Consider the following 16,441-nt stretch of genomic DNA (forward strand, 5'->3'; position numbering starts at 1 on the left):
ATTTTATAAAAAAACCATCTGAGGCTGCCTTTTCAATACCACCCCCTTTAATGGAACGGATATTACCGATTGTATGTGATTATTTGAAAACTTGTACCCTGAGGTTCATCGTATCGGTAATAAACACATTGTCGTTTTGGTCAACAAACAATCCGTTTGGCAAAAAGAACTGACCGTTGTTTTGGCCTATACTGCCAAATTGGAATACCTTTTTGCCATCCTTGTCAAAGCCATAAACAAGGTGGGTCAGGTTGCTGACGACATACATGATGCCGCGCTTATCGATGCCAATTCCTCTTGGGTTGACAAATATCGATTCACCTTTGCCGTTTTTGGATCCATTAATGATTTTTACAAACTTTCCTGTCTTATCGAAAATCTGTACACGCTGGTTGCCAGTATCAACTACATAAATCTTGCCTTCATCATCAGCAGTAATGCCGTTAGGTGCGTTAAACTCGCCATCCTTCGTGCCCGGTTTGCCTACTTCAAGAAGAAGCTTGCCGTTTAAATCAAACACATATGCTTTGTTGGTTTTAATATCGGTAATGTAAACCTTCTTATCGATAATCCTTAATGCTGCCGGTGTTGAAATCTTTTTATCAGTTAATGTTTTCTGGGCAAAGTAATCGATAAATTTGCCTTTTTCATTAAAAATCGAAATATTTCCATTGAATAAATCTGCAACGAATACTCTTCCTTTATCATCCGTTGCAATTCCATACGGGAATTTAAATTGCCCTTTGCCTGTTCCTTCCTCGCCAAACGAGTAGAGAAGGTTGCCGCCAACATCAAATGCCACGACGCGGTTATTTTTCGTATCCGATACATAAGTAAATGAACTATTTGTAGTGACGTCCATCGGCTTCGCAAATGGCTTACTAAAGTCGCCGGTAATTGAGCTGCTGTAGCTGGGAGCCCCATTTGAGTTCAAAACCTTCAGCAATCCGCTATCGACTGCTTTAGTTTGATTTAGAAAAAGAAAGGTAAATACCGCTGCCGTCGCAATAGCAATGAGCGCCATACCGATATACACATTACGTCTTTTCATTGTTATTCACCTTCAGCCTTTGTGTCTTTATCTTTAAGTCTATCAAGTGCATCCACTGCATCCTTAAACAATGGATCGTATTGAAGTGCATCTTTGTAAATAGCAATGGCGTCTCCATATTTACCCTGTGACTCAGCTACCATGCCAATTTGATAAATGATATCGGAATTGGTTGGAGCCAGTTTGTTGGCTTCCTCTAGTGCCTTTGTTGCCTTATCATACTCTTTTAAACCTCGATAGGCGATTCCCAATTGCACATAGCCTTTAAAGTCTTTTGGAGCTATTTTTACAGCTTTTTCACTCTCAATCAGTGCCTCATTATACCTTTCTTCCTTTATATAAACTAAACTAAGATTGTAACGGGCAGCAAAATAATTTTTATCCTGTTCTAAAACACTATCAAACTGTTTAATCGCCTCATCATTATTTCCTTTTAAGAAATAGGTATAGCCAAGCACGATTCGGTTTTCCAGATTTGCTGGATCTTTTCTAACCGCTTCCTTGTAATAATCAAGCTGCTCATTCACTCTTTTCATATCAATATCGTTCCAAAAATAAAAGTGTCCGAGAGCATATCCTGTCCCTACTGAAATTAATAAGGTAAGGGTTAGCAACAGGATACTGGTTTTCTTTGTAAACGTTTTTGGCTGCTTCTTAACAACTTTTTCCTCTATCTCTTGAGGTGCTTTTTCTGCTTCCATTTCTATTCCCCTCTCGGAATCTATCGTTTAGCTATTAGTTCTGTGACACTTGGTACAAGTTGCTTTAACATGACATCTTAAGCATGTTTTATTAAACTTTTGATTTACTGCTAATTTAACTGGATGATGCTCTTTCCACGGACGATTGTGTGAACTTGGATGACATGACGCACATTGAACCTTTGTTACAGGTGAATCACTTACAATCCGATTGTCGTGGCAAATGAAGCACTTTTGCGTATTCTTCGATAAATGTCCATGATCCGTAATAAATGTTGCCTGTTTATGACTCGTTGGTTTCTGTCCGTGACAGTCTTTACAAAAAGTATTTGTTTTTGCATATTGAGCAACGGAAACATTATTTGAATCATTTCTATTGGCAGAAGCTGTATTGTCCTTTTTCAAAAAATTAATGTAACTGGAATCTTCTTTAAATAGATCATACTTTTCTTTAGACATATATGAATGGCATTGCTCACATTTTTTCAGTTCAGAGGGCTGAATCTTACCGTGTCCACCAGCTTTGAACTCTTCTGTTTTATGATTTTTTGGAACCATCGTTGCTTCGTGACAGGTCTTACACTCCGTTGGTGCCTTTCTTGCTTCATGACATTCCATACAAGTGTCCATTTGCGGACTGGTAAACTTCTTATTACTCATAAGAGATGTCCCTAGTTTTTCATTCCATTTTCCATAATCACTCTTATAGGTCACTTTTCGATCCGAAACTTTCCCGTGAGCAGTACCACTATGACACTGCACACACTTAATACCTTCTGTCTTATGTTTATTGTGTGGGATGATGATATCCCCAGAAGGAGTGACGGCTCGATTTTTCATATTGTGACAACTTTCACAAGCTTCGTCCGGTATAAGGTTCGGCATCTTTATAGGTGCAATATATTTGTCCGTTTGTTTTTTATAAAGTTCTACGAGACCGTTTCCTTTCGCTTTTGCGTAATTCTTTGCTCCTGGTTCAATATGACAGTTAATGCAATCTACCTCACTATGAGATGATGCTTTCCAAGTATAGTACTGAGGCTTCATCTCATGACAGGATGAGCAAAACTTCGAGCTTGAGGTTGTTTCTAGCCCGAAGAATCCCCCAAAGAATAGGATGACTAGAAACAACAATGTTAAAGTCGCAATTTTGATTAACTTATAGCGAAAACGGGGAGGGGCTGGCAGATCTTGCTTTTGGTCGTTATCCATAATAGCGTCCCTCCAGTTTAAGATTTGCTTATTTTTTCCCATCTGATTTAAAGCCGGTTCTGTGACAGTACTGGCAATAAACATCTGTTGGTGCTTTTATATCTGTTGAACCTTCTTTTGGTTTATCACGATCATGGCAGACGAAGCATTCTGCTTTTTGATCAGGTGTATTTGCTTTAGCAGCATGGGCAGTTAACCATTGATCACTTTCAAGGTGTCCAACTGGACGGTTACCGTGACAAGCGCTACAGAATTTATTGATTCGTGATTGATCTTTTACAACAGTAATATTTGGTACATATTTTGTTTTTGTCTCTTTCATCTTAAGTAGTGAGATAATGTCTTCTTTTGGTATTTCTTTGGCCCATTTTGAATCCTGATGACAGTTCACGCATTTATCTAACTCTTGGATAGCTGTTCCGCCATGGTTTCCATTCCAACCTGCTACTTTGTGGTTCTTAGGAACTTTTACCTTTTTATGGCAGGTTTCACATTCCATTGAAATCTTAACGTCTTTCTGTTGTTTTCCAATGGCTTGTAAGATGATTTCTTGTGTTTTTCCATCATGCGCTGCTTCAGCTTCTTTGCTTTCGCCTTCCTTGGTTGCTTCACCAGATGCTTTTGTTTTTTCTTCGAGTTTTTTCTCTACCTCTTCGGGATTGGGTGGAACATTATAGGCAACATCTTTCCATGGCTTTTCACCGTTGTTGACTTTATCATGGCAATCAATACAGGTTCCCATGTTTGGTCTCAAGTATTTCTCTTCCATTAACTTTTCAGCATTTTCTTTTGTCCAATGTCCACGAACTTCCTCGGTATTAATACCACGTGCAGCGATTTTCGCATGAACAACTCCGGCATGACAGGTAATACATGGAACATCCTTTTCAATATGTCCTTTATGGTTGACCTTTAAGTCACCCGATGCGGTGACCAGACGGTTCTTGGAATGACATTGTAAACAGTTCTCGTTTGAAATCGCTTCTTCTTCCGTTTGTACGATCTGTTTAGGTACGCCCGTTACATGATAGTAAACTTCTTTCATTGATTTCACTTTGTGCGTAATCATGTTCGTAAACCCAGGCTTAATATGACACTGAACACAGGAGATATTATTGTGGGCACTCGCTGTATATGTTGAATACTCTGGTGCCATTTCGTGACAGCTTGAGCAAAATGACGGAGAGTTGGTAAAGGTAAGCACTCCATACCCTCCACCAAACACAACGATACATCCTACCAGTGACACAAATAGTAATTTCCATCTGTTCACTGGATTCTTCCAATCTATACTTCGGAACTTTTGCCAAAGTCTGCGGATTAGGCCAACTTTCTTTTTATTTTCTCTTGTTTCGGGATCTGTCTCTTTATTTGTCTTTTTCCCCCAAATGGCCATTTTTCTCACCCTTCCCATGTTGGATTCTTTATCTATCTATTTTCCATAATAACCTCTCTAAAGGTAGTATCTAACATTGTAAGAGTATATTCCAATGTACAATTTGTGAATATTTCCCCATACAATCGAATGTAGTTTTTTACCCTAAAAACAACATGGGAACGTTGTTATCATAAGCTTAGGTTAGCACTATTTCCGTAGTGAAAACAAACGCAAAAATTTATATTTATGCAATTTTCAGGGTGTTTATTCATTTATTAACTAAAATTGAAAGAGCGTTTCCCGAGTTGAAATGTATTCTCAATTAAATGCCATCACTCTGTCATATTTGACGAAAAATCGAATTTTCGATACATGTGGATTAGAAATTTAAAAGCTGCTTTTATATACTATTAGCAGGTCAATTATTGCTTCCCTACCAACATTGTTGTCACTCCATAGCGGAAGTGGTAAGATATAAAGGGAAATTATCGAATATATTAGACATTGATTTTTTAAAAAAAAAGTGGATTTTGAGTCTCGATAAAAAGGAGCGTTCATCAGATGATGGGGATTTTAAATAAAGTATTTGATCTGAACAAACGTGAGCTGAAGCGGTTAGATAAGCTCGCAGTGAAAATTGGCGCACTTGCGGCTGAAACGGAAAAATTAACGGACGACCAGCTTCGTGAAAAAACGGAAGAGTTCAAGCTCCGTTATCAAAAAGGCGAAACACTTGACGATTTGCTTGTCGAAGCATTTGCGGTGGTCCGCGAAGGTGCCCGCCGTGTGCTAGGTCTGTATCCATATCATGTTCAATTAATGGGAGGTATTTCTCTTCATGAAGGAAATATTTCCGAGATGAAAACGGGTGAAGGTAAAACGTTAACGGCGACAATGCCCGTTTACTTGAATGCTCTTTCTGGAAAAGGAGTTCACGTTGTCACTGTCAACGAATACTTGGCAAGCCGTGACGCCACCGAAATGGGCGAGCTGTATCAATTTTTAGGTCTAACGGTCGGCTTAAATTTAAACAGCATGGACAAAGACGAAAAGCAGGCTGCTTATGCCCGCGATATTACTTATGGTACAAATAACGAATTTGGCTTCGATTATCTACGTGATAACATGGTCCTTTATAAGGAACAAAAGGTACAACGTCCCCTTTATTTTGGGGTCATTGACGAAGTTGACTCGATTTTAATCGACGAAGCACGTACCCCATTGATTATTTCAGGATCGGCGCAAAAGTCTGCTGTCCTTTATGTGCAAGCCAATGGCTTTGTTCGAATGCTTACAAAGGACACAGATTATACCTATGATGAAAAAACAAAAGGCGTAATGCTAACAGAAGAGGGAATCAGTAAAGCCGAAAAAGCATTTGGAATTGATAACCTGTTTGACATGTCACATGTTACGTTAAACCATCATATTAATCAGGCATTAAGAGCGAATGTTAGCATGCACCTTGATGTTGATTATGTCGTACAAGAAGGCGAAATTATTATCGTTGACCAGTTCACCGGCCGTTTGATGAAGGGCCGACGCTATAGCGAAGGTTTGCACCAAGCCATTGAGGCCAAAGAAGGTCTGGAAGTCCAAAATGAAAGCATGACGATGGCAACGATTACGTTCCAAAACTACTTCCGTATGTATGAAAAATTGGCTGGTATGACCGGTACAGCGAAAACGGAAGAAGAAGAATTCCGCAACATATATAATATGAATGTAATCGTAATTCCTACCAACAGACCAATTGCTCGTGACGACAGAGCCGATTTAATTTACTCAACGATGGACGGCAAGTTCCGTGCCGTTGTTGAGGATATTGCCGAGCGCAATCAAAAGGGGCAGCCAGTTCTCGTTGGTACGGTGGCGATTGAAACGTCTGAGCTTATTTCCAGCTATTTATTCAAAAAGCGTATTCACCATAATGTCTTGAACGCGAAGAACCACGAGCGCGAAGCAGAAATCATTGCCGAAGCAGGTCACCAAGGTTCGGTTACAATTGCGACAAACATGGCCGGCCGTGGTACTGACATTAAGCTTGGAGAAGGTGTGGTTGAGCTGGGCGGACTGGCGGTTATTGGTACGGAGCGTCATGAAAGCAGACGTATCGATAACCAGCTTCGTGGACGTTCAGGACGTCAAGGAGATCCGGGTATTACCCAGTTCTATTTATCGATGGAAGATGAACTGATGCGCCGCTTCGGTTCTGATAATATGAAGGCAATGATGCAAAAGCTCGGCATGGATGATTCTCAGCCGATTCAAAGTAAAATGGTGTCTCGGGCTGTTGAATCGGCACAGAAACGCGTCGAGGGCAACAACTTTGATGCTCGTAAACAGCTATTACAATATGATGATGTTCTTCGTCAGCAGCGGGAAATCATTTACACCCAGCGTGATGAAGTGTTAGAATCTGAAAATCTTCGTGACATTGTTCAAAAAATGATTTTAAACTCGATTCAACGTAACGTTGATGCCCACGCATCACGCCATGAGGATGAAGAAGAATGGAATCTACAAGCCATTGTTGATTATGTGCATGCAACCCTTCTCCATGAAGGTGACATGACTGCAGAAGACCTTAAGGGCAAAGACCCAGAGGCAATTGTCGATGCCATTTTTGCCAAAGTGAAGGAACGCTACGAGGAAAAAGAGCAAATCCTTTACCCTGAACAAATGCGCGAATTTGAAAAGGTTGTTACGTTGCGTGCGGTTGATTCCAAGTGGACTGACCATATTGATGCCATGGATCAACTCCGCCAAGGAATTCATTTGCGTGCTTACGGACAAATCGACCCACTTCGTGAATACCAGCATGAAGGCTTCGCAATGTTTGAAGCAATGGTTCAATCCATCGAAGATGAAGCTGCTATGTACATCATGAAGGCGGAGATCCGCAACAATCTTGAGCGCGAAGAGGTCGCCAAAGGTCAAGCGGTGAATCCGAAGGAAGATGGCGAACCGGTTAAGAAAAAACCGAAAGTGAAGCAAATTGATGTTGGTCGTAACGCCCCATGTATCTGCGGCAGCGGCAAGAAATATAAGAACTGCTGTGGGGCTGCGAAATAACGATTGTACAAATTTCACCGTAAGCCTGCTAGTGAGCGATAAAGTATGGAAAAGTATTGGAGAGCTGGCGGATAGTCCGGCTCTCTTTTTTGTGGAAAAGGGGCGGAGCGCCGCAAAAATGAATCACTTTAACCAGTTAAAGTGATATCCCCATTTCACTAGACGAAAGATGTGAAGTCTAGCTCTGCTCACACACTGCCTTTATTAGGTGACTACGGCTTGTTCTCTAAATTTATTTCCATGGTAAGGCTGGGAGTTGAAGCTCATGATAGTTTTTTGTGTGGTAGTGTGGATTATTTTGTGGAATTGTAGATAAGGTGTAGCGATTTGTGGATAAGCCGCTTAGATTTGCTGGTTATGGTTTGGGGAATTGTAGATATCTTCCTCGAAACTGTAGATAAGGTATAGCGATTTATAGATAAGCCGCTTAGATTTGTAGTTATGGTATGGGGAATTGTAGATATCTTCTTCGAAATTGTAGATAAGTGAGGGGAATTTGTAGATATCTCTCATAAATTTGTAGATATCCACATGGGGATAACTTTCTGATGCTTCCTTTTATGAGATACGCCCTGTTTTTGTGAGTATTTCCTTCTTCCTAGTAGCATTCAAATTTGCTTTTTATCACCGCTACATTTATTTGCCGATTATTTAATTTTACATACTAATTTAACAATTCCTCCAAAGACTATGGCCCTTTCCTTAACAAAAAAAAAACGCTGCCCCGGTCAAATCCGGAGCAGCGTTCTTATTCCTATTAATGGGCTTCAATTAATCCGTAGCGGCCATCTTTACGCTTATAAACAACGTTTGTACGGTTAGTATCTGAGTTAGTGAATACATAAAAGCTATGACCAAGCATATTCATCTGTAGGATCGCTTCTTCACTGTCCATTGGCTTCAAATCAAAACGCTTTGTACGAACTAGCTCTAATTCATCTTCATCCAAATCATGTACTTCTGTGTTTTCAGATGTAGCAAATGTAATTGGAAAATCGCCTTTTTCACGGAACTTGCGGTTAACCTTTGTTTTGTGTTTGCGAATTTGGCGCTCAAGCTTGTCAGAAACTAAGTCAATCGCCGCATACATATCTATGTTTGTTTCCTCTGCACGTAAAACTAATTGCGGCATTGGGATGGTTACTTCAACTTTTGAAGTTTTATCTTGATTGAATTTTAGATTTACATTTACCTTTGCATCTGGTGCTTCAGTAAAATAGCGCTCCAATTTAGTAATTTTCTTTTCTACATACTCTCTAATTGCTGGAGTTACCTCAATGTTTTCACCACGAACGTTATATTTCATTTGTAAACTCCTCCTTTTAATATGGCTATGTAATAACATTTCTATTTTACCCTTTGATTATCCTGCTAAATCAGAACAAAAATTTTGTCGAATTTTTGACAAAAACAACAGGCAAATAGTGACAATGTGATACCACCTTGGAATTTATCGGTAATATTATCCAAACAAGATGGTTGTTTACATTCATTGTAATATTAGGTGGGACAATTTACCACTAAAATGCTCATAGAATAGGTTACATTGATGTGAAAATGAATGGAGGATTTCGAATGAGCCACGAAGAAAGAAAATTACTAGCCTGGCATGAAACATTGAAATTGCATGAATTGGTTGCCTACCAATCCACCGGGCTAATGAAATTGAAAATGTCCATTAAAAAAGTATCTGACCATGAGCTTAAAGAGCTATATAAAGAATGTATTCACGACCTTGAGGGCAACCTTAAAGAACTTCTGAAATTTTACCCCTCTGCCCAAGGATACCAACCAAGGGACGAAGAAGATTTACGCGAGGACATGGGCTTTTTCGCCGCTGACTTACTTGGTCTATCTAAGGAATTAATCCGCTGCCTGGCCGCGGCGATTACCGAAACAGCCACCCCTGCGTTAAGAAAAACCTTTACCAATCAGCTGATAGGTGCCATCCACTGCCATGAAAGAGTCTTTACTTACATGCACAAGCATGGGTACTATCCCGCCTACGATTTAGGTCTCTTGCTAGGTCACGATATCGAAAATGCTCAAATGGCGCTAAAGATGAAAATATAATTTTAACAAGGTGGCGACTGTGTAAAGTCGCCACTTTAATACCAAAGAGGGTCTTCTGTCACCTATCTAGCAATCGTCAGCGATTGAATGCTTGCAGCCCCTGCCTGTTTTAAAAGTTTTGCAGCATGCCGGAGCGTCGATCCAGTTGTGTAAATATCATCAATTAGGACAATTCTTTCCCCTTCCAGTGTTATTTTGGTGTCTACCTTGAAGACTTGTGGAAGATGGATGCGCTCCAACCTTGATTTTTTCGATTGTTTTTCCGAATGGATTCGTGTAAGGATTTCTGAAGGGGCAAAGCCGGATTCTACTAGCAATGCAACCGCTTGATTAAACCCCCTTTCATATAGACGCACTTCACTTAACGGAATTGGCACAAGTATAGCCGGGGCTAATTGATCGAGCGTTTTTGTGAAAAATTGGGCAAATACTTTCGCTAGCACATAATCACCACGAAATTTAAACTTTGCAATCACCTCTTTTAAAAAATCATTATAGAGGAATAGTGCGGTGTTTTTTTCGAGGTACCCTTGCCACTCGACGTCTTCCTCCCAGCGAAAGCAATCATGGCACAAATCCCCCTTGCGATATTTTTCATCTATTAAGCGAAAGGGACGGCAACAAATCCTACACGTTTCTCCTTCAATCTTTTCAAGCTTTCTTTCACAGGGGTGGCAGATGAGATGTTCTGTTTCTATGGAGAATATCGCTCTCCAGCCTATGGTTGGGCGAATTATTTCATGACAGATTAAACAGTGGTCTTGTGGGAATGGGTTCATTGTTTACTTTTCTCCTATCATTTGAACTGTTATCAATCGAGTAATCCTCGTTTAATTCCCTCTCGATTCATTGCAATAATTTGCCTCCTTGCCTTTAACATCTCGTCGGTTTTTCCATTGTGAAAGAAGGTCACCACTCCAACTGGATGATCCTTACTCCTCCCAGCTCTTCCGGCGATTTGCACAAGTGCGCTTTCTGTAAAAATGGCATCTTCCGCACCTATTACGGCTACATCGATATTAGGAAATGTTACCCCGCGTTCAAGAATGGTTGTCGTCAACAGTAGCGGAATCTCTTTTGCTCGCATTTTCTGAACTTTCTCTTTGCGCTCAGCGTCTTCAGCATGAACCGCTTCTATAGTTGGCGCAATCAGGCGCAGGATGGGCAGTGATTTTTCCATCAAAGGGATATGCGGAAAGAAAACTAAGGCTTGTTTGTTCGCTAGGATTCTTTCTTTTATCCAACTAAGTATATTGGCTGGAAGCTTATCTTTTTGAAGCTGTTTTTGCCAGTTCCCACACCAAACAAATTCGGGCACCGGAAGCGGATGACGATGGAATCGTGCCGGGATGGTGGTAAAAGGGCGTTTATTAGTACGGCATTCTCGCTGCCATTTTTCATTCGGTGTGGCTGTTAGATAAATCATCGCAGAGGAGTGTTTCCGCGCTTGGAGGGCTGCATGCTGAAGTGATTCCTCGACTGTAAATGGAAATGCATCGACCTCGTCCAAAATCAACGCATCAAAGGCATAGTAAAAACGAAGCAGCTGGTGGGTCGTAGCAATTGTCAGCGGGGCAAATAGATGGCGGTCTTCGCTTCCTCCATAAAGCGAGGCAACCGTGATTTCAGGAAACGCTGCCTTTAATCTCGGTGTAAGTTCAAGGACAACATCCGTTCGGGGCGTGGCGATGCAAATTCTTTTTTTAGCAGCAAGCGCTGCCTCGATTCCGGCGAATAACACTTCTGTTTTTCCAGCCCCACACACAGCCCATACTAACAATTCCCTATTTTCTCGAATAGCATCGACCACCCGGTTTGAGGCTTCCATTTGCCCCTTTGATAGCGTCCCTTTCCATTGACTGACTTTTGCTGGAAGGATGGTGTCAGGCACCGGACCATTCCAGCCGATTAGCGGTGTACATCCACTAATCCTCCCCATCATGAGGCACTTGCGGCAATAAAGGCAGGTTTCCCCGCAACGGGCGCATGGGTAGAATTCAAACCACTGAAGATTCTTGTTACCGCACCGGGCACAGAATGGCTTTTTCCCACTATGGTTAATTCCTTTACGGTAAGTAATATATCCATTTTCATAATGTGATTGAATTTCGTTTAGAGGGAATGGGATATCATCAAGGAGGAGCTGTTTACCAGTGAGGAGCTGCTGGAGTTCGCGATTGTACAGGTAGTTTGGTTGGATCGGCGGCTGGGGGATGGCTGGGATTTGCGAGATTGGGAGCGAATCACCTAATGTGTTACTTGGGATTAATATTTCATCTTTTATGATAAAACGCACGCTGTCACCTTCTCTGGACATAGATGATATAAACGATTTTTGGTTTTTGCTGTTGATGGAAAGTTTAATCTAAGAAGAATCTTTTGAGTGGTAAGGTTGTATTCCTTTAAAATGTTAATTGGCAGCGAACTACCTATGAATTGTAGTGGGAGGTCGTGAAAGATGAGGTATTTATCTTGTGGCAGTTCTTTTACATAATTAGCTAGTGCAATTTCGCCCCAGTATCCAGCCCATTTTTTGGCTAAATCTTTTTCAACTTCTTGAGATTGACTATGGCCAAATGTTAGGCGTCTTTTTAAGATTTCAGTTGAAAATAGCCTTTGTGGAGGGGTTAATTCTTTCATATTCAATTAGTCCATCACTCCTTTTCTTTCTTAAAAAATTCTTACCTTGAAAAGTTTCTGCAGGTAAAGGAGAAATTCCTGCTTATTTGTCGAAAAAAGATTTTATGACGTAATATTTTTTCAGGTCCACTTACTTGAGTGGGTATTCCGCCAAGCCTACAAATGATTATCGCGCCATAATAAAAACCATTCCGACTAAAGGCCGGAATGGCTGCATACTTATACAAATTCAGCTTATATTACATCCAACTTTTTCATCCAACCCATTCCCATCGAGCCTTCGCCGAGGTGGGTGCCGATGACGGCTCCGAAGTAACCGATAGAGAATTCAACGTTGGGGTACATTGCTGCTAACTCATTTCGCCACTCTTCCGCTTCTTCCTCACGGTTGGCGTGAATAATGACGGCTTGGTAGGCAGACCCGTTTGCAACATCTTCACCGAATAAATCCATTATTCGCTTCATCGCTTTTTTCCGGGTGCGAATTTTTTCAAACGGGACAATGACCTTGTTTTCAAAATGCAAAAGTGGTTTGACCTGAAGTAAACTGCCGATAAAGGCTTGGGCACTCGATAAGCGGCCGCCCCGTTGTAAATGCGATAAATCATCGACCATAAAATACGCACGAGCTGTTTTTTTCAGCTCCTCTAGGCGGGCCATAATCACTTCAACATCTACACCCTTTGATGCCCACTTGGCTGCTTCTAAGGCATAGAAACCTTGAACCATACAGCTGATTTCCGAATCAAATGGATAAACTTTTATCCCTTCCACCATCGTGCTGGACGTAACGGCGCCCTGGTAAGTACCGCTAATGCCGCTTGAAAGGTGAATACTTATAACGGCATCATACTCTTTGGATAACCACTCAAATAACTCGACAAATTGGCCAATCGGCGGCTGGGAAGTGGTGGGCAACTCCTTTGTCCTGACTTCTTCGTAAAATTGGCTCCACGTTATATCACTTTCTTCTTGGTAGACCTCATTTCCAAAAATAACATTTAACGGGATCGTATGTATATTCCGGTGTTCTCGTAATTCTTTCGGTATGTACGCGGTGCTATCCGTGACAATTGCCGTTTTCATATATGTTTTTACCATCCTTGTTTTTTTCTCCAGCAAACTATTTGTATATTATTTTATATGAAATTGAAATAAAATGCATTATTTTGGATGACTAATTTCCTAGGATAAAAACAAAGAGCACGCTCCTGAGCATGCTCTTCACTATTTTTTCAAAATAATTATCGGACTTCTACCCAGCCATTTTTGATTGCGACAACCACGGCTTGAGTACGGTCGTTGACATTCATTTTTTGCAAAATGTTACTAACGTGGTTTTTGACTGTTTTTTCGCTAATAAATAAAGCCTCACCGATACCGCGGTTGCTTTTTCCATCGGCAAGCATTTGCAGTACCTCGCATTCGCGGCGCGTTAATAAATGGAGCGGTCGGCGAAGTTCAACCGTCAAGTATCCGCGGCCACCATGGGCGACTCCTGCGGCTAGCTTGCGATACTCGTTGACTAAATTGTGAGTGACCTTTGGATGTAAATATGAACCTCCATCTGCCACGACACGGACAGCTTCAATCAATGCGTCGGCGTCCATTTCTTTTAGTAAGTAACCTCTTGCACCTGTTTGTAAGGCATGGGTAACATAATTTTCATCATCATGAATCGATAGAATGATAATCTTTGTGTTTGGATATTTTTCAATAAGCTCACGGGTTGCCTCGACACCGTTCTTTTGCGGCATATTAATGTCCATAATAACCACATCTGGCAGGTACTCTTGCACGAGGCCTAATGCTTCGCTGCCGTCATCACCTTCAGCCACCACTTGGAACGATTTTTCAAATTCTAGTATTCTCTTAACGCCTTCCCTGAATAGTTGATGATCGTCAATAATGACAATTTTGGTAGTCAATTGCTACGCCTCCTAATCCTTCATTTTTTCGATTCAATCGTAATATTCCTCATATGTCGATATTTTCATCAATCGTAATAATCCTCATATGTCGATATTTCCCTTTAATCGTAAAAATCCTTCAAATGTCGATATTTTCATCGTTCAAAGTCATTATTCAATTTCAATTCTATTAGCTAACTTTTGTTAATTAATGGAACACTGATTAATATAGAGGTTCCTTTGCCTATTTTTGAATCGAAAGTGAGTTCCCCATTAAGCAGTTCGACTCGCTCTCTCATCCCGATTATACCGAAGGATTCTGGTTTCTTCTTTGTTATATCAAAGCCGACGCCGTTGTCCTTAATTAAAACAGTAATTGCAGCATTCGTTATTTCTAATTTGACTTTGATCTCACAGGCATTGGCATGCTTAAGGGCATTTTGGACGGATTCCTGAATCATTCGGAACAGTGCGACCTCATACTTTGTAGGAAGCCGTTGTTCTAAGCCCATATTCACAAACTCAATTTTTGAGTGATTATGATATTCTTCGATAGTTTGTAAATATTTTCTGAGGGTAGGGACAAGACCTAAATCGTCAAGTGCCATTGGACGAAGGTCATAAATAATTCGCCGGACCTCGTATAGGGCGGAACGCACCATTTTTTTAAAGCTTGTGATTTCAGAAAAAGCTGCCTCCACCCCTTGCTCCCGATATACCCGATCGATTATATCAGAGCGCATAATGACGTTGGCAAGCATTTGTGCAGGACCATCATGAATCTCCCTTGAAAGTCGCTTGCGCTCTTCTTCCTGTGCTTCAATGATCTTTAAACCGAAGTCTTGTTTTGCTTTAGCATTTTCTAAAACTTCACCGACGTGCTTTAAATCACTCGTCAAATAATTCATCACGACTGAAATTTGTGATATAAGCTGATCTGCCCGATCAATTGTTTCATTTAACCCAAGTAATCTTTGTTCGAGATCATCTCTTTTATCCAAAAGCTGCTTCTTATATTGCCAGTTGATGGAAAGGTCCATTTGCAGCTGATGGGCTTTTTCGTAGGCTTCACGGACTTCTCCCTCCGTATAAGTCTTAAAATTCATACTGACCTCTGTCAGCATAAGCCGCGCCTCTAGCACTTGTTCTTCCAGCTGATCGCCTTCTTCAATAAGCTTGACCATCATTTGCTTGATTTGTTCTAATTCATTGGTCATACTTTCATAGTTTGTCCGGCATTGTTCACCAATCTGGAATATATCACTTTTACTACAGGTGACAGTTTCAATCATTTCTTCGCGGATTTCATCAATTGACTTCATGTTAAGATGTTTAAGTTTCATAATCTTTCCTCTAGGGGTGGCCCCCTTCCCTTTAGGCCTTTAACTTATTTTACCTTGGATTGTAACATTTTACCAACGTAATCCTAGTTGAATTAGGACTAAAATCTCGGAAATGCGAGAAATAGTAGTATAATGATAGTAATATTTCTATCTCTTTCTTCCTATTAAACTACACTTTTTAATAATAGAAAAGCTTACTTAATCCAATTATACCTATTATACCATTCGAACTTTACTACTTTATTAAAGGTATATTACACAAATATTTTTTAAAATAAAACTTGCTTCATAAATCATACTAAAAAAGTCATAATTGGCATACTAAGGGAGGAATCTACTATGCTGACCCATTATTTTACTGTGAAACAATCGGGAGAACATGAAATTAACATCCAAAAGTCCCGCTTTATCGCCCATATTAAAAGGGCGGAGACGGAAATAGAAGCACAGGAATTCATTCAAGCCATCAAGAAGCAGCATTGGAATGCTACTCATAACTGTTCTGCCTATCTCATTGGGGAACATGATCAGATTCAAAAGGCCAATGACGACGGTGAACCAAGCGGCACTGCCGGTGTTCCCATGCTTGAGGTTTTGAAAAAAAGGAATCTGAAGGACACTGTCGTCGTTGTCACCCGCTACTTTGGCGGGATAAAATTGGGTGCAGGTGGACTCATCCGCGCCTACGGAAAAGCAACTTCGGAAGGTCTTGACTCAATTGGTATTATCGAAAGGAAACTCTCACAAGTTGTCCATGTGAAAATTGATTACACTTGGCTTGGGAAAATTGAAAAAGAATTGCGCGCAACTGAGTATAAGATTAAAGAAATACATTACTTAGATAAAGTTGAAGTCGAAATTTTTGTTAATGAAAGCCACATCCAAGCCTTCATGGATTGGATGGTCGACCTAACCAATGGCCAATGCAGCATGGAAAAAGGCGAAACTGTTTATCTTGAGGAAGATTATGTAAGGTAATCTTAAGGATGATTATATTCGCTCCTGCAAAAGAAAACAATTGGGAAAATAATAAAAGATAAACGCCTAATCAAGACCCG

Annotated in this window: 14 protein-coding genes; 3 read left to right on the forward strand and 11 right to left on the reverse strand. The window is 40.6% G+C overall.

Annotation, left to right across the window (positions count from 1 at the left end; all coding sequences use genetic code 11):
• Window positions 1–79: 79 nt before the first annotated feature.
• From RTR43_RS17165 to RTR43_RS17180, 4 genes are read right to left on the reverse strand one after another with little or no spacing between them, the layout of a single operon-like run.
• Entirely contained in the window at window positions 80–1,051 is a 972-nt protein-coding gene (locus RTR43_RS17165; RefSeq protein ID WP_312473445.1) for a 6-bladed beta-propeller, read from the reverse strand.
• A 2-nt stretch (window positions 1,052–1,053) separates the two neighbouring features.
• A complete protein-coding gene (locus tag RTR43_RS17170; RefSeq protein WP_312473446.1) occupies window positions 1,054–1,752 on the reverse strand; it encodes a tetratricopeptide repeat protein in 699 nt (232 codons plus the stop codon).
• 27 nt (window positions 1,753–1,779) lie between these two features.
• Window positions 1,780–2,964 (reverse strand): cytochrome c3 family protein, encoded by a 1,185-nt coding sequence (locus RTR43_RS17175; RefSeq protein WP_312473447.1) that lies wholly within the window; start codon window positions 2,962–2,964, stop codon window positions 1,780–1,782.
• 28 nt (window positions 2,965–2,992) lie between these two features.
• Window positions 2,993–4,360, reverse strand: coding sequence for a cytochrome c3 family protein (locus RTR43_RS17180; protein ID WP_312473448.1), 1,368 nt, complete (start codon window positions 4,358–4,360; stop codon window positions 2,993–2,995).
• 543 nt (window positions 4,361–4,903) lie between these two features.
• On the opposite strand from RTR43_RS17180, the gene secA reads away from it, so the two are divergent.
• Window positions 4,904–7,417, forward strand: a complete 2,514-nt coding sequence (gene secA, locus RTR43_RS17185) for a preprotein translocase subunit SecA (RefSeq protein WP_312473449.1) — start codon at window positions 4,904–4,906, stop codon at window positions 7,415–7,417.
• A 757-nt stretch (window positions 7,418–8,174) separates the two neighbouring features.
• Here secA and hpf read toward each other — a convergent pair.
• Window positions 8,175–8,723 carry a ribosome hibernation-promoting factor, HPF/YfiA family gene (hpf, locus tag RTR43_RS17190; RefSeq protein ID WP_248737105.1) on the reverse strand — a complete coding sequence of 183 codons (549 nt, stop codon included), beginning with the start codon at window positions 8,721–8,723 and terminating at the stop codon, window positions 8,175–8,177.
• Window positions 8,724–8,992: 269 nt separating this feature from the next.
• Between hpf and RTR43_RS17195 the strand changes: the two genes are divergently transcribed.
• Entirely contained in the window at window positions 8,993–9,490 is a 498-nt protein-coding gene (locus RTR43_RS17195) for a spore coat protein (RefSeq protein ID WP_312473450.1), read from the forward strand.
• 62 nt (window positions 9,491–9,552) lie between these two features.
• Here RTR43_RS17195 and RTR43_RS17200 read toward each other — a convergent pair whose 3' ends face one another.
• From RTR43_RS17200 to RTR43_RS17225, 6 genes are all read right to left on the reverse strand, one after another.
• Window positions 9,553–10,269: a ComFC family protein gene (locus tag RTR43_RS17200; protein WP_312473451.1), complete on the reverse strand. Its 717-nt coding sequence runs from the start codon at window positions 10,267–10,269 to the stop codon at window positions 9,553–9,555.
• Window positions 10,270–10,301: 32 nt separating this feature from the next.
• A complete protein-coding gene (locus RTR43_RS17205) occupies window positions 10,302–11,786 on the reverse strand; it encodes an ATP-dependent helicase ComFA (protein WP_312473452.1) in 1,485 nt (494 codons plus the stop codon).
• On the reverse strand, window positions 11,771–12,136 hold the full coding sequence (locus tag RTR43_RS17210) for a hypothetical protein (RefSeq protein WP_312473453.1): 366 nt from the start codon (window positions 12,134–12,136) through the stop codon (window positions 11,771–11,773). The genes RTR43_RS17205 and RTR43_RS17210 overlap by 16 nt, the downstream gene beginning before the upstream one ends.
• 228 nt (window positions 12,137–12,364) lie before the next feature.
• Window positions 12,365–13,216: a DegV family protein gene (locus RTR43_RS17215; RefSeq protein WP_312473478.1), complete on the reverse strand. Its 852-nt coding sequence runs from the start codon at window positions 13,214–13,216 to the stop codon at window positions 12,365–12,367.
• Window positions 13,217–13,374: 158 nt separating this feature from the next.
• Window positions 13,375–14,058, reverse strand: a complete 684-nt coding sequence (locus RTR43_RS17220) for a response regulator transcription factor (protein ID WP_312473454.1) — start codon at window positions 14,056–14,058, stop codon at window positions 13,375–13,377.
• A gap of 176 nt (window positions 14,059–14,234) precedes the next feature.
• The gene (locus RTR43_RS17225) at window positions 14,235–15,383 is read right to left on the reverse strand and encodes a sensor histidine kinase (RefSeq protein WP_312473455.1); all 1,149 of its coding nucleotides are present in this window, start codon (window positions 15,381–15,383) and stop codon (window positions 14,235–14,237) included.
• Window positions 15,384–15,722: 339 nt separating this feature from the next.
• Here RTR43_RS17225 and RTR43_RS17230 point away from each other — a divergent pair, with 339 nt between their 5' ends.
• Window positions 15,723–16,361: a YigZ family protein gene (locus RTR43_RS17230; RefSeq protein WP_312473456.1), complete on the forward strand. Its 639-nt coding sequence runs from the start codon at window positions 15,723–15,725 to the stop codon at window positions 16,359–16,361.
• The last annotated feature ends 80 nt before the right edge of the window (window positions 16,362–16,441 follow it).

It is taken from the genome of Neobacillus sp. (assembly GCF_031988165.1).
In the GTDB taxonomy this organism is placed as follows: Bacteria; Bacillota; Bacilli; order Bacillales; family Cytobacillaceae; genus Neobacillus; species Neobacillus rhizosphaerae.

Excerpts from the sequence above, each read along its gene's own strand:
- RTR43_RS17170 (WP_312473446.1), bottom strand. The coding sequence starts at position 1,752 with ATGGAAGCAGAAAAAGCACCTCAAGAGATAGAGGAAAAAGTTGTTAAG.
- RTR43_RS17180 (WP_312473448.1), bottom strand. The coding sequence starts at position 4,360 with ATGGCCATTTGGGGGAAAAAGACAAATAAAGAGACAGATCCCGAAACA.
- RTR43_RS17230 (WP_312473456.1), top strand. The coding sequence starts at position 15,723 with ATGCTGACCCATTATTTTACTGTGAAACAATCGGGAGAACATGAAATT.
- secA (WP_312473449.1), top strand. The coding sequence starts at position 4,904 with ATGATGGGGATTTTAAATAAAGTATTTGATCTGAACAAACGTGAGCTG.
- RTR43_RS17195 (WP_312473450.1), top strand. The coding sequence starts at position 8,993 with ATGAGCCACGAAGAAAGAAAATTACTAGCCTGGCATGAAACATTGAAA.
- hpf (WP_248737105.1), bottom strand. The coding sequence starts at position 8,723 with ATGAAATATAACGTTCGTGGTGAAAACATTGAGGTAACTCCAGCAATT.
- RTR43_RS17225 (WP_312473455.1), bottom strand. The coding sequence starts at position 15,383 with ATGAAACTTAAACATCTTAACATGAAGTCAATTGATGAAATCCGCGAA.
- RTR43_RS17200 (WP_312473451.1), bottom strand. The coding sequence starts at position 10,269 with ATGAACCCATTCCCACAAGACCACTGTTTAATCTGTCATGAAATAATT.
- RTR43_RS17175 (WP_312473447.1), bottom strand. The coding sequence starts at position 2,964 with ATGGATAACGACCAAAAGCAAGATCTGCCAGCCCCTCCCCGTTTTCGC.
- RTR43_RS17215 (WP_312473478.1), bottom strand. The coding sequence starts at position 13,216 with ATGAAAACGGCAATTGTCACGGATAGCACCGCGTACATACCGAAAGAA.
- RTR43_RS17165 (WP_312473445.1), bottom strand. The coding sequence starts at position 1,051 with ATGAAAAGACGTAATGTGTATATCGGTATGGCGCTCATTGCTATTGCG.